The 21,020-nt window shown below is 46.3% G+C and carries 13 protein-coding genes; 4 read left to right on the top strand and 9 right to left on the bottom strand.

Annotation, left to right across the window (positions count from 1 at the left end):
- Positions 1-97: 97 nt before the first annotated feature.
- A complete protein-coding gene (locus BLR32_RS20280) occupies positions 98-547 on the top strand; it encodes a hypothetical protein (protein ID WP_089834687.1) in 450 nt (149 codons plus the stop codon).
- Positions 548-635: 88 nt separating this feature from the next.
- Here the strand turns inward: BLR32_RS20280 and BLR32_RS20275 are convergent, their stop codons facing one another.
- Positions 636-1,310: an SdpI family protein gene (locus BLR32_RS20275; protein ID WP_089834686.1), complete on the bottom strand. Its 675-nt coding sequence runs from the start codon at positions 1,308-1,310 to the stop codon at positions 636-638.
- Between the two features lie 280 nt (positions 1,311-1,590).
- On the opposite strand from BLR32_RS20275, the gene dinB reads away from it, so the two are divergent.
- Together dinB and BLR32_RS20265 are read left to right on the top strand one after the other, a co-directional pair.
- Positions 1,591-2,805: a DNA polymerase IV gene (gene dinB, locus BLR32_RS20270; protein ID WP_089834685.1), complete on the top strand. Its 1,215-nt coding sequence runs from the start codon at positions 1,591-1,593 to the stop codon at positions 2,803-2,805.
- A gap of 14 nt (positions 2,806-2,819) precedes the next feature.
- Positions 2,820-5,765, top strand: a complete 2,946-nt coding sequence (locus BLR32_RS20265) for a DNA polymerase III subunit alpha (protein ID WP_089834684.1) — start codon at positions 2,820-2,822, stop codon at positions 5,763-5,765.
- A 117-nt stretch (positions 5,766-5,882) separates the two neighbouring features.
- On the opposite strand, the gene BLR32_RS20260 is transcribed toward BLR32_RS20265, so the two are convergent.
- From BLR32_RS20260 to BLR32_RS20230, 7 genes are all read right to left on the bottom strand, one after another.
- A complete protein-coding gene (locus tag BLR32_RS20260; RefSeq protein ID WP_089834683.1) occupies positions 5,883-7,205 on the bottom strand; it encodes an aspartate kinase in 1,323 nt (440 codons plus the stop codon).
- A gap of 78 nt (positions 7,206-7,283) precedes the next feature.
- Positions 7,284-8,357, bottom strand: coding sequence for an Ldh family oxidoreductase (locus tag BLR32_RS20255; RefSeq protein WP_089835067.1), 1,074 nt, complete (start codon positions 8,355-8,357; stop codon positions 7,284-7,286).
- Positions 8,358-8,416: 59 nt separating this feature from the next.
- Positions 8,417-8,731: a DUF3467 domain-containing protein gene (locus tag BLR32_RS20250; RefSeq protein WP_089834682.1), complete on the bottom strand. Its 315-nt coding sequence runs from the start codon at positions 8,729-8,731 to the stop codon at positions 8,417-8,419.
- A gap of 90 nt (positions 8,732-8,821) precedes the next feature.
- Positions 8,822-10,162, bottom strand: coding sequence for a SusD/RagB family nutrient-binding outer membrane lipoprotein (locus BLR32_RS20245; RefSeq protein ID WP_176842365.1), 1,341 nt, complete (start codon positions 10,160-10,162; stop codon positions 8,822-8,824).
- Between the two features lie 19 nt (positions 10,163-10,181).
- Positions 10,182-13,376: a SusC/RagA family TonB-linked outer membrane protein gene (locus tag BLR32_RS20240; RefSeq protein ID WP_176842364.1), complete on the bottom strand. Its 3,195-nt coding sequence runs from the start codon at positions 13,374-13,376 to the stop codon at positions 10,182-10,184.
- 327 nt (positions 13,377-13,703) lie between these two features.
- Positions 13,704-15,140, bottom strand: coding sequence for a SusD/RagB family nutrient-binding outer membrane lipoprotein (locus tag BLR32_RS20235; RefSeq protein WP_089834679.1), 1,437 nt, complete (start codon positions 15,138-15,140; stop codon positions 13,704-13,706).
- Positions 15,141-15,175: 35 nt separating this feature from the next.
- Entirely contained in the window at positions 15,176-18,367 is a 3,192-nt protein-coding gene (locus BLR32_RS20230) for a SusC/RagA family TonB-linked outer membrane protein (RefSeq protein ID WP_089834678.1), read from the bottom strand.
- Positions 18,368-18,474: 107 nt separating this feature from the next.
- On the opposite strand from BLR32_RS20230, the gene BLR32_RS34495 reads away from it, so the two are divergent.
- Entirely contained in the window at positions 18,475-18,609 is a 135-nt protein-coding gene (locus BLR32_RS34495; protein ID WP_262487426.1) for a hypothetical protein, read from the top strand.
- Between the two features lie 213 nt (positions 18,610-18,822).
- Here the strand turns inward: BLR32_RS34495 and BLR32_RS20225 are convergent, their stop codons facing one another.
- Entirely contained in the window at positions 18,823-20,946 is a 2,124-nt protein-coding gene (locus tag BLR32_RS20225; RefSeq protein WP_176842363.1) for a ComEA family DNA-binding protein, read from the bottom strand.
- Between the last annotated feature and the right edge of the window lie 74 nt (positions 20,947-21,020).

Genomic DNA, 21,020 nt, shown 5'->3' with positions numbered 1-21,020 from the left:
AGTACGTTACTAACAAAATTAGCATATAATTTTTATAATTACCAAATATATTCCGGTCAGCTTAACTTATTTTTGCCCGTAAATCCAACTCAATATTATGCATAACACGTTGTTAATTATTCACTCGCTGTTAAGGTGGGCAATCGTACTGACAGGATTATGGGCCGTGATCCGTGCATTGAAAGGCGTTAGCAGTAAAACACCTTATACCGCCGCAGATAAAAAAGCAGGTCTTTTCTTTATGATCTTCCTGGATACACAATTACTGATAGGCCTACTGCTTTACTTCGTAACCAGTGCCTTCGGATTGAAAGCATTCCAGGAGTATGGAAAAGAAGTAATGCATAACGGCGGGCTTCGTTATTATGCAGTTGAACACGTATTTGTAGCCATCGTAGCTATTGCGCTGGTACACATCGGACGTGCCAAAGTAAAAAAGACAACACTGGATGCACAGAAACACAAAACATCCCTGATCTTCTTTGCGCTTGCCCTGATCATACTGGCAACACGCATTCCATGGGAAAGAGGTTTACTGGGTTATTAATATAACATTCATTACACTGTATAAAAGTGAAGGCTGTCCATCTCAGATGAACAGCCTTTATTTTTATATAGTGACCACTAATAGAACCTTATCCCTTATCAGTATTGAACAAGCGGTAAGAATAAATATAAGGCAGTGCTGCCAGGATACCTCCAATAAAGATCAACAGGAACGTACCCGTCACTACCGGCAGGAAGAATCCTGCAATAATCATAACAATGCCTGTACATAACCAGAGCATTCCGGCAAAAGCATGCGTCTCCCGCCAGATGTCATCACTCTTCAGCGTCCAGGGCGTTCGCACTCCTATGAAATAGTTAGGCTCAAGCCGTCTCAGGTAAATACCTATCACACCTATCAGCAATCCCACTCCTGTAAACACCCAGCGCTCTATCACAAACGGATGGCCCTGACTGGCCATAAAAATGATAGCCGCAGTAAAAATAGCCAGGTAGATATGGATCATGAAACGGATCTGATAGTATTTCCTGTGAAATACCGCCATGTCCTTGTGGTTAATATCCGGCTCATCCACATGTGGGATATACCGGAACAGAAAATATAACAAGAGGTTAGTAAAGAACAGGAACGTCATTAAGAGAAGAAAGTCACTTTTAGCCCCCACCCGCTCGGCAACACCACTGACGCTGAAATTTGTCGGCATAACGTCTGGCAAAGAGGGCCAGATAATTCCCAGATAGACCATGGGTACTATCAATAACAACAATAACAACAGTTCCTGGCCAATATCAGGCTTTTTCATGAGAAAGTGTTTTGTTTGAAAGTAAGTTGACAAATACTGTACCCGCTTACGGCACTCTTATAATTAACCACTAACCCCGGTAATTTGTTATCGGCTGGTTATTCGTACTAATATTATTAGTACTAACTAAAAATATTAGTAAATTTGTTTCAGATCTATAGTACATGGGCGACAACCGGTGGACAGGCAATGCCCTCATAACCTATGTCACGCACATTCCGCCTGTCTGTAGGCTGTTTCCCGTGTACTATTCATCGTTCATGAACCATTATCATAACTTATGATTTCTTTGCAGCACAGGTCCATCGCTCATTTTGACATGGACAGCTTCTTCGTATCGGTAGAATGCAGGGATGACAACAGCCTGAAGGGGAAACCTCTGCTGATAGGAGGCATAAGCGATCGTGGCGTTGTAGCCTCCTGTAGCTACGAGGCCCGCCGCTATGGCATCCACTCCGCCATGCCCATGAAAATGGCGCTCAAACTATGCCCACACGCTATTGTCAGGAGAGGAGATATGGAGAAATACAGCCAGCTTTCCAGGGAAGTTACCGAACTCATAGCCGATAAGGCGCCACTTTACGAGAAGTCATCCATAGATGAATTTTACCTGGACCTGACAGGCATGGATAAATACTTCGGGTCCATGAAATGGACAGCAGAACTACGCCAGCATATCATGAAGGAAACACAATTGCCTGTCTCCTTCGGACTGGCCTCCAACAAAATGATCTCTAAAGTAGCTACCAACGAGGCCAAACCCAACGGACAAATGGAGATCATTTTTGGAGAAGAAAAAGCTTTCCTCGCTCCTATGCCGGTGGAAAAACTACCCATGGTGGGTAAAGAAACAGCCGGTCAGCTAAGACGCCGTGGAGTGGAAACAGTAAAAACGCTGAGCGAAATACCTGTTAACCTCCTCGAAGCATGGTTGGGGAAGAATGGCATCTCCCTGTGGAACAAAGCCAATGGTATCGATGAATCGCCCGTTGTTCCGTACCATGAACAGAAATCCATCTCTACAGAAAATACCTTCTCCTCCGATACGATCGACATGCAGTTCATACACGCAGAACTGGTACGCATGACGGAAAAGATCGCTTTTGAACTACGTCAGCAAAACAAACTCACCGGTTGTGTTACAGTTAAGATCCGCTATTCCGACTTTGAAACAGTGACCAAACAAATGACGATCCCTTATTCAGGCAGCGATCATATACTACTTGAAAAAGTAAAAGAACTCTTTCATAAACTCTATGACCGGAGATTGCTTATCCGCCTGATAGGCGTACGTTTCAGTCACCTGGTACAGGGTAATTACCAGATCAGTTTGTTCGATGATACACAGGAAATGATCGCGCTCTACCAGGCTATCGACAACATCAAAAACCGTTTCGGATGGCAATACCTGATGAAGGGAACCAATGCAGTACCTCCTGCCAAAAGAGGCACTGTAAGAAAACCGGATGTCATGCCTTATCCTAAAGTGAGATAAAACACCGGCCTTATATGTATCTCAACTGCAAATCTTTCTTCAGCCTGCGCTATGGCACCATCGATACAAAAGACCTGGTCAGGATGGCCCGTGAAACAGGCGTTACCTCACTGGCGCTGACCAATATCAACATCACATCCGATACCTGGAACTTTGTGAAGGAATGCCAGGAACAAGGCATCAAACCTATCATCGGACTGGAATGCAGGAACGGACACAATCTGAAATATATCCTCCTCGCACGCGACATGGAAGGATGGTTTTACATCAACCGTTTCCTCTCCGATCATCTGCACAAGGATATACCTTTCCCCGACCGCGCACCTGCCTTTCCCGGCATATTTGCTATCTATACCTGGGGCACAATACCATTGGACGATCTGCGGGCACATGAACTGATAGGCATCCGACGTCGTGAGATCAATAAGCTGTTCCGTGTAGACATTTTCTCGTACCCGGATAAACTGGTCATTCTGCAACCCGTTACCTTCCAGGATGCAGATCATTATGAGCTGCATCGCGTATTGCGTGCGATAGATCAGAACATCCTCATCAGCCAGCTGCAGACATATACCACTGCTCAGGCAGATGAACAGTTCCTTCCGCCTGCGGTATTGTTTGATGCTTTTGAACAATATCCTCATATCATCAGCAATACGGTGCGGGTAATGAATGCCTGCCAGATCGACTTTAACTTTAAAACACCCCGTAATAAAAAACATTTTACGAACAGTGAAACGGAAGACCATGCCCTGCTCCGGCAATTAGCTTATGATGGTATGCTGCAACGCTATGGTCCTGATAATGCAGAAGCTAAGGCGCGCATTGAAAAGGAGCTCGGCGTTGTACGGGAGCAACATTTCGATTGTTATTTTCTCATCACCTGGGACATCATCCGCTATGCACAGGAACGGGGCTTCTTCTATGTAGGCAGGGGCAGCGGTGCTAACTCTATTATCGCGTATTGCCTGAAGATCACCGATGTTGATCCCATAGAACTGAATCTTTATTTCGAGAGATTCCTTAATCCTTATCGTAGCTCTCCTCCTGATTTTGATATCGACTTTTCATGGAAGGACAGAGACGAGATCATCGACTATGTGTTCAAAAAATATGGTAATGTGCACACGGCCTTATTAGGCACTGTCACTACGTTTCAACAGAATGCCACCATCCGTGAACTGGGTAAAGTGTATGGCCTTCCCAAACATGAAATAGATAAAATACTCGATACGCCTTTCAGACCTGATCTCACGGGTGATAGTGTACAACGGAATATACTCCGCTATAGTCAGCTGATGTCGGGAGCGAAAGCATTCCCCAATCACCTCAGCATTCATGCCGGCGGTATCCTGATCAGTGAAGCACCTATTCATCAGCACTGTGCAACCTATATGCCGCCTAAAGGTTTCAGTACTGCACAACTGGATATGCACCAGGCGGAAGCGATCGGGCTGTTTAAATTCGATATACTTAGTCAGCGTGGTCTCGGACATATCAGGGATGCTATTGGCATTATCAAGGAAAATAAAGGCGTTGATATCGACATTCATGATGTGAAAACATTCATGCAGGATCCGCGTGTACAACATGAGCTGAAAACAGTGAACACCATCGGCTGCTTTTATATTGAGTCGCCCGCCATGCGGCAGCTGCTGCAGAAACTGCAATGTGAAGACTATCTCACGCTGGTAGCTGCCAGCTCTGTGATACGGCCAGGCGTGGCACAATCAGGTATGATGCGGCAATACGTGCACAACTATCGCAACCAGGATAAAGTGGTATACCTGCATGATATCATAAAAGAGGTGTTAAGCGAAACATTCGGTATCATGGTATACCAGGAAGATGTGATCAAGATAGTACATGAATATGCTGATATGGACCTCGCTGATGCAGATATCCTGCGCAGGGCCATGGCCGGTAAGTACCGCGGACAGGGAGACTTTCAGAAAATAGAACAACAGTTCTTCACGAACTGTAAACGGCTGGGAAGACCTGAGGATGTGACACATGAACTCTGGCGGCAAATAGCCAGCTTCTCCGGCTTCTCTTTTTCAAAGGCGCACTCTGCAAGTTTTGCGGTAGAGAGCTATCAGAGTCTTTTCCTGAAAACCTATTTCCCTGCGGAGTTTATGGTAGCTGTGATCAACAACTTCGGAGGATTTTACAACAGGGAATTATATTTCCGTGAATTACATAAAACAGGCGCCACCATTAAAGCGCCCTGTATTAATAACAGTGATTACTATACGAGAATAACAGGTGATACTGTATATACCGGCTTTATTCACATTGAAGGACTGGAAGAAAAATGGATGGAAGAGGTGCTGGAAGAACGCAGGCTGTATGGACCTTTCGGGAACCTCGAAGACTTCGTTGCACGTATTGCACCTCCGCCGGAACAGTTGGATATACTGATAAGAATAGGGGCTTTCAACTTTGATCCGCACACTAAAAAAGAATTGCTGTGGAAAAGCAGCCTGCTGCTAAGGAACAGAGCACCGCATGCGGAACATATACAACCATTATTCCGGGAGCAGGTGCCTGAGTGCGAGTTACCTATGTTGTCCTATCATGATCATGAACATGCATTCGAAGAAATTGCATTACTGGGTTTTCCATTATGCTCGCCGTTTGATATTCTGCAACATGACCAGCGTGCATATATCCCTGCAAGGGATTTTAAGGCCCATACAGGCAAGGTTATCTCCACGCTGGGATATCTTGTATGCACAAAGGGAATTCATACCAGCAAAGGCGTTCCTATGAGTTTTGGTACCTTCATGGATGTGAATGGAGATTTTGTTGATACGGTACATTTTCCTGATATTCTTAAGCAATACCCCTTCCAGAAAGGAGGGTTCTATATACTCCAGGGAAAGGTGACAGAGGAGTATGATGTATATTCAATAGAGGTGAGCTACATGCGGAAGATCGGCTACTTTGAGGATAATTAAACACCATAGATCTGTTTCACATACTAAATAATTGCCTGATCCCATCGGGCACCCGAATGAAAAGAGGCTGCTCAAATTGAGCAGCCTCTTTTCATTTATTCTATACTTTACCAGCGCCTATTCCAGGTTGAACAAACCTTTGTTCAGCAGCTGTAATGTTTTCTCTTTATGCTGACCACCTATCAGGATAGAAATATTATGACGGCTACCTCCGTAGGAGATCATACGCAGTGGTACTTCATTCAGCGCATCAAACAGTTTCTTCAGGATGGAAGGTGTAGCAGCTACCTCATTACCTACAATAGAAACGATGGTCTGGTGATGATCCAGTTCTACAGAACCGAAAGGCTGTAATTCTTTCAGCAGCTGGTCCAGGTTAGGCGTATTCTCTATTGTCAGTGATACCGCTACTTCAGAAGTAGTGATCATATCGATAGGTGTACGGTATTTCTCAAACACTTCGAAGATCTTACGGAGGAAACCGTAAGCCAGCAGCATGCGGCTGGATTTGATCTTGATAGCGATGATACCGTCTTTGGCAGCGATTGCTTTTACACCGTCCCCGCTAGGCAGTTCAGTGATGATAGTACCTTTTGCTTCCGGCTGCATGGTGTTCAGCAGTTTCACCGGGATGTTGAAGTGCTGTGCAGGCCAGATAGACGCAGGATGCAGGATCTTGGCGCCGAAGTAGGCCAGTTCCGCTGCTTCATCGAAAGACAGCTGCTCGATCGGGAAGGTTTTCTTTACTACCCTCGGATCGTTGTTGTGCATACCGTCGATATCTGTCCAGATCTGTACTTCACTTGCCTGGATGGCAGCGCCGATCAGGGAAGCAGAATAGTCGCTACCACCACGTTTCAGGTTATCTATTTCACCTTTCGCATTACGGCAGATGTAACCCTGGGTCACGAAGATGGTTTTACCCTTGTTCTTTTCCAGCAGGTTACCCAGCTTGATCTTGATCTTGGGGATCTCAGGCTCTTCGTATTCATCGATGCTCATGAAATCCAGCGCTGGCAGTAATACTGCGTCTACACCGGCTTCTTCCAGGTATATGCTGAACAGGCGGGTGGACAGCAGTTCACCTTGTGCCAGTATATCCTTGTTCAGGGCCTCGTTAAAAGATATCTTAAGAATGATGTTCAGGAACTCGAAATGTTCGTCAACAACAGCAGCGGCTTTAGCACGTGGTCCGTCCTGCTTGACCAGGGCCTCGCAAAAAGTTCTGTAATGTGCTTCCAGCTTGTCTATCTGGCCTTTTGCCTGTTCCTTTTTGCCCTCTGAAAGGGATTGCCCGATTTCTACCAACGCATTGGTAGTACCGGATAATGCAGATAACACTACTATTTTAGGAGCATTATCAGCAGTCACCAGACTGGCCACGGCATGCATACGTTCTGGTTTACCTACAGACGTACCACCAAATTTTAAGATCTTCATTACTGTTGAATTGTTATATGTTTGACGCTACAAGATATTGAGCTTAAAAAGCCGCAAGTTCGTGTGTTTAAAGCGACTTTAAAAATCCAATTTAAATTTTCCTGCTACTTCCTGCAGATCTTTCACCACAGGATCCAGTAAAGGAATGCCCGCAGTTCTTCTCTCCTTCTCCATTTCCCGTTCAGGATCGCCTGGTATCAGCACCTGTTCTCCCGCTACAGGCTTCGCCTCGCGGAAGCGGGTGATCCATTTATCCATATGCTCCCTGAACTCATCTGCCGGACGGAAGGCATCTACCCGCATGGCTCCCAGGAAATGTCCCAGGCCCTCTCCTACCGGATCGGGTGCCAGTGGCAGGAAGCTCACGAAAGGCGGTGCCCATGGACCGTAATTAGCGCCGGAGAGTACTGCGGAGAAGATATCCACGATGGCTCCCAGGCAATATCCCTTATGACTGCCGTGGTCACGATCGCCACCCAGTGGCAACAATGCTCCTCCGGATTTCAGTTCATGCGGGTTGGTGCTGGAATGACCGTCTTTGTCCTGGATCCAGCCGGTAGGCGCTTCTTCGCTTTTCCGCTGCAGGATCTCCAGCTTACCATTGGCAGCCGTGGTAGTTGCAAAGTCGGCCACGAAAGGCGGCTGTTCTTTGGCAGGTATGGCTACTGCAATGGGATTGGTGCCCAGCATACGCTCGGTAGCGAAAGTCGGAGCCACCAGGGGACTGGCATTTGTCATGGCCATCCCGATCATATCTCTTTCCAGGGCCATCATGGCATGCTGACCTGCTATTCCAAAGTGATTGGAGTTCTTAACGCTTACCCAGCCGCTGCCTACAGCTGCAGCCTTCTCAATAGCCACTTTCATGGCAAAGGGAGCGACTACCAGTCCCAGACCGGCATCGCCGTCTACAACGGCCGTACTGGGTGTTTCATGTACTACACGTACATTAGGTGTGGCATTGATCCTGCCGGCTTCCCACAGGCGTACATAACCGGTGAGGCGGGCTACACCGTGGGAGTCTATCCCCCGCAGATCCGCAGATAACAATACTTCACTGGCAGTGTCAGCATCCTGAGGAGGACACCCCATTTTTATAAATACTTCCCTGGTAAATTCCCGCAGATGGGGATAGGAGAATGTTTGACTCATTTGTTGCTTAAATCCTGTTTCCGGTATGGTTTCCATTCAGCGTTTCTCAGAACGAACAATTATGCCTGTGCAGTAGGTCCGCCAAAGTTCATGGGCAGGGAAACAGGGTCCTGGTCCTGAATAGCTCCATGCACAGATTCATATTTCTTGATATTGTCTACCAGGGCTCTCATGAAACGCTTGGCATGCTGAGGAGTCAGTATGATGCGGGATTTTACCTTTGCCTTTGGCAATCCGGGCATCACATTTACAAAATCCACTACAAATTCTGCGTTGGAATGGGTGATAATAGCCAGGTTGGCGTATACACCTTCCGCTATTTCCTCGCTCAACTCAATATTAAGCTGATTCTGTTCTTCCTGCTGATTTTCCATATTATTTTGCTTTTGCGGTACAAATGTAAAAAAGAGACCTTAAAATGAAAGGTCTCTTTTTCAAACGTCGGTACAAGGAAGTAATATGGTTTATTGCGCATCCCACCAGACGCGGCGTGTGAGCCTTGTATTGGCGGGCGTATTGGTATTGTAGCGTATCTCACTGCTGGGGTAGAACAGTGATCTTGGCAACTGGCCTCCCAGTACATTACCCGGAGTAGCTGTCAGCGCCGGTAAACCCGTTCTGCGCCAGTCTGTCCATACTTCAGGACTGAGGAACAGGGCTATGTATTTCTGCGTCATGATATCGTTGAGCGTAATATTAGCAGCTGTCCTGTCTACTTCAGTCAGATAGGTAGCATCGTTGATGGTCCTGACCAGGTTAGCCCTTACCGCCTCATTATAGGCTGCGGCTGCTGCGGTCATATCACCATTCCGGAATTGCAGCTCTGCTTCTATGAATTTCAGTTCATCGTAAGACATGAAGTAAACCGGAGAATTGGGAGAGCCGTACAATGGGCCCAGTGAACTTGGATCTGAAGGGTCAAAATACACGTCATACCGTGGATCGCCGGCAGCATCCATGATATCATTCAGGTGCCCGGTGAATATAATATCTGCGCGCTGGGTATTGAACTGGTACCAGGGCGCCTGGGTAGTGGTGGCGCTGCTACCTACAAATTTAACAAAGGCAGCTTCCCCGGTCTCAAAACCCTTATCAGCTTCCGCCAGCGCTTTGGCTAGTGCGGTATTATCAACCTTAATAGTATGCAGGTAGAACTTGGCCTTCAGTGAATGGGCAAATCTCACCCATTTTTCCAGATCACCTTCAAACAGCAGGTCGTCGTTGGAACCGGGCTGGAAGGGAGATCCATCATCCGCCTCAAGATCAGCAATCGCCTCGTCGAGCAGCCGGTGCAAATCGGCATAAATAGCCTGCTGATTATCATATTTCGGCTGCGTATTGCCCAGCCCCTTAAAGGCTTCTGTATAAGGTACATCTCCCCAGAAATCAGTCACCTGTCCAAGATCATTCGCCATCAGGATCTTGCCCACTGCAGCATAGTGCTTTTGTCCGGCGGCAGTAGCAATAGATATTAATGTATCAATATTCGTCATAATAGCGCCATAAAAGCCGGCGTACCACATATTGTCCACATCGTCTGGCGTGATGTTATACAAATCAGCACTGGCTGACTGGTTGGCGGCTCCTGTTACCTGTTGCATAAAGATAGACGGGAAGCGGGAGGCATCCCCACCCCAGGTATAAGCGCTCTGCAGGATCGTTCCCGGCAGCAGCGCCGTTGCTGTTGGATTCTTCAGCTGAGAGGGGTCATCATTGATACCGTTATAGAAATAGTCTTTTCTGCATCCCTGCGAGATGGCTAACAGGAGTAACAGCGGCAGTATATATTTAGTAATCCGTAACATGGTCATTCGTTTTAAAGGGTTAGAATTTAAACTTAAAGTTCAGGCCGTAGCTGGAGGTACCAGGTATATTGAAGTAGTCAATACCCTGTGCATTGGTAGCTCCCGTCAGGCTGGTTTCCGGGTCTATACCCTTATACGGTGTCCATATGATGATGTTACGGGCAAATCCGGTAACAGTAACGCCTTTGACAAACCTTGAGTTCTTGAATTTGTCTGTCGGAAAATCATAAGATAAAGTCACCTCACGCAATTTCACAAAAGAAGCATCATCAATAAATGTTTCTGTCTGTGCACCAAAACCGCCACCATTGCCGAGGTACCAGGCTTCATCCAGCGGTACTGAAGTTGTATTTACCGCACCACCACCTGGTTTCTCAGCTCCACCTTCATTATGCACTACCTCGCCTGCATCGTTCAGGTGTCCCATTACACCCGGGAATACATGCTGTTCGCCCCTGTTTATTGTATAATAGGAAGTACCGATGGCCTGCAGGGATCCCCGGGTACCATTCCACAGATCACCCTTGTGTTTCCAGTCTACCAGGGTATATAATGAGAATCCTTTGTAGCTGAAAGTGTTACCGATACCCATCAGGAATACCGGATTAGGGTTCCCTACCCTTTTCTGCACGGTAGATACAACGGGATAACCAAAGTCGTCCGCATTATCGCTCACGACAATACGGCCCTGAGAGTCTCTTTGCCAACCATAAGCGTAGATAATACCGGCGGGCTCATTCGGCAGGTGTGCTACCACTGTACCTGTAAAACCGTTCACGGTTACCTGGTTAATGCCGGGCGCCAGTGCCAGTACCTTACTACGGTTCATGCTGTAGTTCACAAACATATCCCAGGTAAAGGCTTTGCCAACGATCGGTTTGGCGCTCAGGGTAATTTCCAGACCATTGTTCCTGATAGCAGCAGCATTCAGATTTACATATTGGTATCCGGCAGACCCTGCTATCGGGGCTCTTACTAACAGGTCTGTTCCTTTGGTATGATAACCGGTCGCATCAATTCCAAAACGGTTGTCGAAGAACTGTAATTGTAAACCGGCTTCGTAGGAAAGCGTCTTTTCAGGCTTCAGGTTAGGGTTACCCAACACGTTGTCCAGTGAGAAACTACCTTTTCCGTCATACGGGAAGGAGATACCTGTGGTATAACCATCCGGATAAGTAGTAGGCACGGAGAAGGATTTAGTCACAAAAGCACCAGGGTCTTTACCCACCTGGGCAACTGATAACCTGAGCTTACCAAAGCTAAGTACCTTCCCTCCTTTCAGGGCGCCGAGTTCTGTAAATACAAAACCTAAGCTGGCTGAGGGATAGAAGAAGCTGTTACTACCGGGAGGCAGCGTAGATGACCAGTCATTACGCCCGGTCACTTCCAGGAACAACATTGACTGGAAATCGAAGTTCGCATCAAAATACAGCGATATCCTCCTGTAAGGTGTGACATAGTTGTATGATTTCTGTACGGTGGCATTACTGATGTTGTCATATCCCGGAGAGGTCAGACCGTCACCCTGTACATACAGCTCATCCAATTTGCGGGAGTACAAGTTGTTACCTACCCTGAGGTTTAACCTGAAATCTTTGGAGACTTGTTTGTTATAGGTCACGATCGCATCTGAGTTCACACTTTTATAGGTGTATCTGTCATCGAACAAACGACCACCATTGTAGGCGCCGGATTGTATTTCGTAGTACTGGTGACGGTTATCACTGTATACGTCAGTACCAATACGATAGGTCAGTGTGAAGTCTTTGATAAAATCATAGTCCACCTGCAGACTTCCAATAATACGGTTCACAGCAGTAGTGTACGGCGTTTTATTGATCGTCCAGTAAGGGTTGTCGTATATACCATTACGGTAAGAACGCTGTAACCCATTAGAGAACAGATACGTGCGGGGATCGTCTGCAGCCAGTCCACCGTTAGAGTTATCAAAAGATACAGGCGTCCTGGTTAAGCCCAGCATGATACCAGACAGGTTACTACCATTTTGTGGCATACTACCGTTGGTGACATTGAAATTGAGGTTAGCGGATGTCCTGATCTTTTCAGAAATTTTCAACTGGCCGGCTAATGCAATAGCAGTGCGTTGCTGGTACTGTAGCGGCACAATGGAATTCTGGTAATTGTGGGAAACAGACATGCGGTAAGTGGCCGCCTCGGTTCCTCCGGTGAAAGACAAGCTGTTATTATAAGTAACTGCTGTTTTCCAGAAATCTTTGGTATTATCGTAAGGAACGAACTTGATATTGGCATTAGGGTCTGAAGCACCTACGACATTCCCATGGAAGTCATATTCGTTGGGAGTACCTGTCCAGAAGAGGGTATCTACGTTAGGTCCCCAGGAATAACGGTTAGAAGACGTGAATGGCGCCAGTACACCTCCCGATCCTTTCGCAAATTGTTTCTGGATCTTTGGTAACCTGTTCACCACATCGAAGGATATACCGGTACTGAAATCTACAGCAACCTTACCAGCTTTACCTTTTTTAGTAGTAATGATAATGGCGCCGTTGGCAGCGTCAATACCATAAAGCGCGGCGGCGGCGGGACCTTTCAGTACTGAAATACTTTCAATATCATCCGGGTTGATATCCGCACCACGGTTTGTGTTGGTAGCCCCCTGCAGCAGATTGTTGTCTGCATCGGCAGGGTCGCCGGAGTAGTTCTGTGAATTATCTACCGGAATACCATCAATGACGAAGAGTGGCTGGTTATTACCGGTCAGGGAGTTTGTACCCCTGAGTTTGATAAAGGTAGAGGCCCCTGGAGTACCTCCGGAACCAACTACCTGCATGCCGGCCACTTTTCCTGACAGGGCCCTGAGTGCGTCACCCTGGCTGGCCCTTACAAGATCATCGCCTTTTACGTCCTGCACGGCATATCCCAACGCTTTTTTCTCACGTTTGATACCGATACCAGTGACTACGACTTCCTGCAGATTTTTGTTGTCCTGTGTCAGCGTAACGTCAAAAGTGGTGCCTGAGCCCACAGGAATTTCTTTAAGCGTAAAACCCACACTTCTGACCTGAAGGATGGGGTTATTGCCTTCTACCACTAAACGGAAATTACCATTCTGGTCGGCAGTGGTACCCTTGTTGGTGCCTTTAATCTGCACAGTGGCATAAGGTACAGGCACCCCATCGGTTCCAGTCACCTTACCAGTCACTTCACGTTGTTGCGCGTAAAGCCCTGTCATTAAACAAGTAAGAATTAACAAGCACAGTAAATGTTTTAACATAACGGTTCAGATTTATTTTATACACCGGAGAGGGTGCGTGAATAAAACAATGCCTGAGGAGTAAACCGGGTTTCTCGTTATACGAATTTTGCGTTTAGTTAAAATCCAATCTTACGGTTTCTGTTGATTGATTTACAATGGGTTCTCCTGTATTAACAAAAATGCGGGGGTAGGGTTCAGTGGATTAACAAAAAAGGTCCTCCTCAACGTAATTGAGGAGGACTTTTGTTTTCAATTCTAAATCTTATGCAGTTACTATTTTAAGTATCTTCCCGGATATTGATATTATTTATCCCAGAAGATCTTAGTAGTTACTTTATCACCGTCACCACCCAGATCTTTAGCCGCTTTATCGTAATTAGCTTTGTTCAGATTCTGTTCGGAAACCGGATAAGTGAAGCGTACAGGCCATGCACTTCTGGCAGTAGGACCAGGTACGAATACCGGATAATCCAGCCTTCTTGCTTCTACCCACGCATCAAAACCGCGATTGTACAGTGCAAGCCATTTCTGTAAACCGATCTTCTGTTTGTAAGTACCGGTTGCTGTTGCATAGGCAACAGAAGGCTGAGCCAGGTAAGTGGTTGCTTCAGCTACTGTACCACCCCAGAAAACGATAGAGTTAGTGACAGCGTTGTTGTAGTGTTCTGCAGCAACACCTGTGATCAGGCCTCTTTCGATAGCTTCCGCACGTAAGAACTCTATTTCGGAATAATCGATAAATACGCCTGGCAGATCTTTCCTTTCCAGTTTATCGCCCGGATGAGAGTAAGCAACGTAGGAACCTTTAGTGCCATATTTCAATCCTACAAACTGACCTCCAACGGTAGTGAAGAACTGACCGATCCTTGGATCGTTCAGGGCCTTCAGCTGATCGATCATCAGCGTAGTAGCGTTAAAGTCATGACGGCCGCTCTGTACCAGATCTTCCCACAGTGGGTTAGTGTTTGGCGGAACGGTTGAATATGGGAATCTTGCGTATTCACCCATGGTGTTGAATGCCTTAGGCTCTGCCGCGGTAACAGCTGCTGCTGCCTTGTCAGGCGCTACGTCTACCAGGGTCATACCTAATCTGAACTTCAGGGAGTTGCCGAATTTAATCCAGCTGTTGATCTCATCACCAGGAAACAGCATATTAGCTCCACCAAATCCTTCTGCACTTGCATCGAAAGATGTCAGCGCAGCATCGAGGCGGGTCAGCAGGTCGTTGTAGATAGTCAGACCATCTTCGTATACCGGGAACAGGTTTTCATCATCCAGCGCTTTGCTGTAAGGTATATTGCCAAATGTATTTACTGCAACTGATGTAGCGAAAATTGACATGATCTCGATCTGCGCCAGCTGATTCTTTTTAGTAGCAGCGCTGATAGATGCATCGCCTTCCACTACTTTCCTTGCTTCCTTCAGATCTTTCAGTACATCTGTATAGAGTGCACTCCACACCGCGTCAGGAATACTCCTTTTGATCAGGTTGTAGTTGGATTCATCCAGGTAGGTGTTCTCTGTCCACTGTTGTACGATCAATCTGTAAACGTTCAGATTCACACTTGTACTGGTCAACAGATCAGCCAGTTCTTTGGTTGCACTCGCATACAGTGCAGAAGCAGCTACTACCTCTGGTTTTTTCACATCATTGTTAAGTGAAGTGAGGTCTTTGGTGCAGGATACTGTCGAAACCATACCTGCTATAGAGAGTGATGCGTATAAGAATATCTTTTTCATTTTACTTTTTTTGAGTTTAATTCACCTACTACCTACTAGAATCTGAATCTTACGTTAGCACCAAAAGTTCTTGTAGAAGGATAGCTACCACCGATATAACCCTGGTAGTTACCGGAGCTGATAGCATCATCAGGATCTGCATAAGGCAGGTTCTTGTGGATGATCCAGAGGTTTCTACCGATCAGGGAGAAGTCGATACCTTTGAAAGGCGCCATACGTTTGGTGATAGATGCAGGCAGTGAATAGGTCAATGATACCTCACGCAGTTTCACATAGCTTGCATCGTATACGAATGCTTTATCAGGATTAGATACGTAACCGTATGTTCCGTATTCGTTTGCGATCCTTGTAGTGTTAGGTTTACCATCAGCAGTTACACCAGGTACGATGATACCACCGGACTTGCTATCGTTTGTCAGAGGAGCTCTTGACTCGTTACCCAGGTCGTTTTTACCAACTGTTTCAGGCAGTATACCAGTTGCCAGGCCATAGTACATATCCAGGGAGAAGAGGTCTCCACCATGACGTACATCAACCAGGAAGCTCAGGGATACATCTTTATATTTCAGTGTGTTGGTGATACCGCCGATCCAGTCAGGATTTGCGTTACCGATGATGTTGTTGGAAGTAGGAGAAATCTGATAGTATCCATCTTCAACCAGCTTTTGACCTTTTTCATTGTATACGTAGTCTGTACCAATGATAGTACCGTAAGGCTGACCTACAGAAGCATTGATGGTGATGTTACCAGGGAAGCTTGCGAGCTGCAGTGTGCTGATGCCAGGTAAAGATTTAACCTTGTTACGGTTGCGGGACCAGTTCACATTAACATTCCAGGAGAAGTCTTTGGTTCTTACCGGCGTACCGAAAACTGACAACTCAATACCCTGGTTCTGGATATCACCAGCGTTGATCACTTTGTAGTCGAAACCAGTAGCAGTAGATACCGGCAGTGGCACGATCTGGTCTACAGTGTTCAGTCTGTAGTAGGTCGCATCAAAACCCAGGCGGTTCTGCAGGAAGGACATTTCCAGACCTGCTTCAAAGCTCTTCGTACGCTCTGACTTCAGGTTTGGATTGTATTTGGTACCGTCAACAGATGCCAGCGGATTGCCGTCGATACCTGTTAACACCTGATAGTAATTTTTGGTGTATAATGCGGGAGCGGAGTTACCTACCTGAGCGTAGTTCACCCTTACTTTACCGTTTGACAGCCATGTAGCCTGAGGCATCAGTTTTGAGAATACAAAACCTAATGAAGCTGCAGGATAGTAATAGCTGTTATTACCTTTAGGCAAGGTAGAAGACTGGTCTCTTCTCAAAGAGAGATCCAGGAATAATAATTCCTTGTAACCCAGGTTAGCAGAACCGAAGATACCGTCTACTTCTTCAAGTGTAGCGATCTCAGTTGGTGCTTCCATTGGGTTTGCAGTGTTCAGCAGTGCATACAGACGAGGAATCAGCAAGCCACCATTTGTTTTAGAAAGGATGGAGTTGTTCTTCGTTCTTCTCACGTTACCACCGAGAATACCTTTGAAAGTCAGATTCTCAGAGATATTCTTATTGAAATTCAGCATCAGGTCGTAGTTATACTCGCTGAAAGTATGTTCATATCTCTGGTACTGAGACACATCGATTGAACCTACAGCGATCCTTTCTTCCTGCATTTCATTATAAGTATCCAGTGATACACGGCCCAGTACATTCAACCAGTCGGTCACATTGTAGTTCAATGCGATGTTACCGAAGTTACGTGTACGATGATCGTTCTCATAGTTCTCGTATCTTGTCCAGTATGGGTTATCCCAATAAGCCGGAGCAAGGCTACCAGGGTACTGCTGGTTCCAGGTGATGTTCTTCATCTCCTTTTTGTAAGCAGCTTCCTGATCTTTCACGTCAATGTTGGTTTCCCACCACTGCCTGAAGTTAGTCATCAGGTTTTTGGAATCATAACCAGTACCGTAACGGCCCTGGCCTTTGATCAGGGAAGTATTTACTGATGCACTGGCAGTCAGTTTGGAAGTCAGGTTGTAAGCAGAGCTAAAGTTGATCAGGTCTTTACCAATGCGGCTGTTAGGCATAATACCCTGGTCAACGCTCTTGGTGTATCCCAGCTTGAAGTTACCCTTATCGCTGCTACCATCGATCACAGCACTGTTGTTGGTACCGATTGCAGTTTTGAAGAATTTGGTAGCATCATTTGCTGCTGCCACATAGGGCCTTTTCTTACCGTAGTTTGGAGAACCCTCATAGAAGGAATCCCAATGATACACCAGCAGGTTTGGATCGAATTTAGGACCGTAAGAAGCGTCATCTACGGTATTCACGATCTTGTCTACAGTGCCATCGCCGTCGATATCTTCTTCAGACCAGTAGTCGCCATAACCAGCACCATAGTCTTTCTGATATTTAACGAAAGTGCTCTTATCTACTTTACCGATGTTAACGCCGCTGTTCACAGTAACGTTCAGACCACGGTTACCTTTCTTTGTAGTGATCATCACAACACCGTTAGCAGCACGTGAACCGTACAACGCAGTAGCAGCTGCACCTTTCAGTACGCTCACAGATGCGATATCATCAGGGTTGATATCCGCAGCAGCGTTACCGTAGTCATAACCTACACGACCGGTACGCTGGTCTTTACTGTTGGTGTTTGAGTTATCCACGGGCACACCATCCACAACGAATAATGCCTGGTTGTTACCAGTCAGTGATTTGGCGCCACGTAGTACGATATTGGTAGAACCACCCAGGGTATTGTTTTTGCGGATTTCCAGACCGGATACTTTACCGGACAGGGAAGTTACCACGTTCGCATCTCTGGTCCTGTTCAGCTCTTCTGCGGCTACTATCTGCGCTGAATAAGGAAGTTCGTTTTTATTTCTTTTTACGTTCAGAGCGGTTACTACAACCTCCTGAAGGTTCTGATCGTCATTTTTTAGTGATATAGTCAGGCTTGCATTTCCACCTACAGCAATATCCTGCGCTACATAGCCCACACTTCTAACAATCAGCACTGCATTGCTGCCATTTACATTCAGTTTGAAATTTCCATCCTGGTCTGAAGTGGTTCCGGTATTTGTCCCTTTGACTTGAATTGTGGCGAATGGTATAGGTAACCCATCTGCTCCGGTGACTTTCCCCGAAACCTGACGTTGTTGAGCATACGTCAGCGTAGCGCTCACCATAAGCACGTTGAGAAAGAGTAATGCTCTTTTCTTCATAAACGATTTAGATTTAATTGACAATAAAAAAAATAATCAGTCCCAAGGCCTGTAATCAATTGGCATAGCTCAACCAATACAAGCCCCTAACTTGCAAAAACCACTTTATGTTTACTAAAAAAAATGTTGTTGAAATAACCATCCGGGATGAAGGCGGCAAGAACCTGGATGGTTGTTTGCGGCGCGGAAAAGAGCTTCTCCATCTTACCAACGGAAATAGGATACCGTCGAGCACAGGTTGACATTGTTGTATATCTTGCAGTAAGACAGGACAAAGAGATTCCGACCTCTTTCATATTACGATTTAGATTTTGGTTGAGACCCACAATTTAGAGATTTTTTTCTCTTCGCACCAAGAAAAATTTAACCTTTTTTTAAGAGAGAAAAAAAATAGTATATGTACATCTATATTTTACAGCTTTCTATCGAATAAAATTTAACATTGATTTCGTCTCCTAGAATAAGTATTGCAATTGACAATGCAGGACACCTATTCTATTACCTGCTACTTCATCCCAACCGTTTCCGATGCTGGTGACCCGCTCATACACCGTTTGCTGATAGCGTATCCAGCATGTCAGTCCTTTCTTAAATTTCCAGCGTATGCGGCACTGGTATTGCCTTCCCTTCCCTGACAGGCGGGAAACACCATACTCATACAACATACCTGAGGTGATGGTGTACATGCTCTCTCCCTCTCCCGCGGTAAACAGGGTATAACGCACATATAATTGCAGCGGCCAGCGGGCATGCTGGTAAAGCATTTCCTGGAAGAGCAGGAAACCGCATTGTTCCCTTCCATCTTCCCGGCGCCGGCTTAACTCTATCCTGTTTTTTACCGTCACGCTTCCTTTCGCTGCCAGTTTTACCTGCAGGCGCCAGCTTTGATGCGCTACCTGTACCGATGGCGACAAAAAGGATACATTCTCTTTTCCATCCTGTTGTTTAACAGTATAGTTGTACCTGAGAAAGACTTCCGTCTGTTTGTCGGGCGTATAGGTCAGTGCTGCCAGTACATCCCTTCCCCCGCCTGGTGCCGATGAACGGTATTGCAACCAGGGAAAGCGGAACTGATCTGCATAGGCGTCTATTTTCAGATGCGTATTTACTTTCAGACTGATACCTGTATAAATACCATTTTCATTGACAGGCTTGTAAAACTCGCCCCAGGCATCGGCATACAGCGACTGGTAAGCTTTGTTGTAATTGCGGTAAAGCAGCACCATATCCACATTTGCAGTGACGCTGGCCAGCAGTCCGCTGATCCAGGCTGTTTTTCCATTGCCACTCATCGCCCCTTCCCCAAAGAGATGCAGGCCATTCCAGCTTACTTCATAGTCTGCGCTTACGCCTGTCAGTGTTCTCCCTTCAAACGCAAAAAGCTGGTAAGGAGCAGCACCTTTTTCCACTGGTTGTGAGAATTGATGTTGTATCATATTCAATCCAAGTTTCCAGTCGCGGCCTGTTATTGTCAGGTTGCCGCCTGTAGTAAATTGTGCCAGTGTGTGCCGCTTAGCCAGTTCAGACAAAGACCGGTGATAGCCGCTGTTCGTAGTAATACTCCCATCGAGCATCCTGGAGGATATAAAAGCAGTGCCCTCCCATTTTCCATGTGACAGGGTGATGCCTGCACCGCGGTAAAAGTTGTATTCTCCCGCTGAGGCATATGGCTTTAACAGCTCTCCTTCCCTTTTTACCTGCATAACAGCAGCGCCTTTTCCGAATGCCAGGGATTGCCAGTTCAGCAATCCCTGCCCCATGTTCACGGTAAAGTCGCCCAGGGCCAGCGCCCGGATCCATTTATATTTTTTCACAAATAAGTGTACACTGTAGAAGTCAACACTTCGGTTTTCTTTGAAAAAAACTTCTCCCGCATCTTTCTCCATGACAACTCCCCAGCTCATATACCGGGGGAAATTGTACCGGTAGCGTAACAACAGCTTGTCGGGACTACCAAGGTAGTGTGCAGGTGTACTGTCTGTATGCTGGTATCCTCTGCTGTTTTCCAGTTGCCGGCCATACCTGAACAACAGAATATGATCTCCCCTTTTCAGATAGTCTTTCAGGGTATACTGTGGCTCCAGATCATTGCCTGCACGTACATAAGGCAGCACACTGCGGATCAGTTGTTCATCCCAGCCTGGTATGGCCTGCAATTCATAGATGCTGACCAGCTTACCCATTTGCTGACGGTATGCCAGGAACTGGCGGATCTGTATTGGAGATAACAATCCCAGTGATTGCAGTACGCTTGCATCTGCGGTATTCAGGTCAATCTTACGGCGTGCATATCCCTGTAACTGTTGCCAGTGACCGTCGTCTTCCGGTATATTATCCGTACTGGCGTTATATGTTTCCAACTGACTTTCTGTTACCGCATTCAGATCGGGCTCCGACTGCTGTGCGCTACTGTTTTTGTAAAGAAGCAATAGTAGGATCAGTGTGACGGCTTTAATGATTACACCATTGCGGTTACTGCTATGATGCATGATTGCAGACAATAACAGCACTGCCGCTTTTTTAATTGCCGTACGATCGCGGCTACTGTTATGATGCAGGATTACAGATAATAACCTCATTGCCGCTGCTTTAATTGCCAAACAATCGCGGCTACTATTATGATGCATGATTACAGATAATAACCTCATTGCCG

It is taken from the genome of Chitinophaga filiformis (assembly GCF_900102545.1).
GTDB lineage: Bacteria > Bacteroidota > Bacteroidia > Chitinophagales > Chitinophagaceae > Chitinophaga > Chitinophaga filiformis.
The sequence above is the reverse complement of the archived record's forward strand: the minus strand, read 5'-3'. Positions and strand labels throughout refer to the sequence as shown.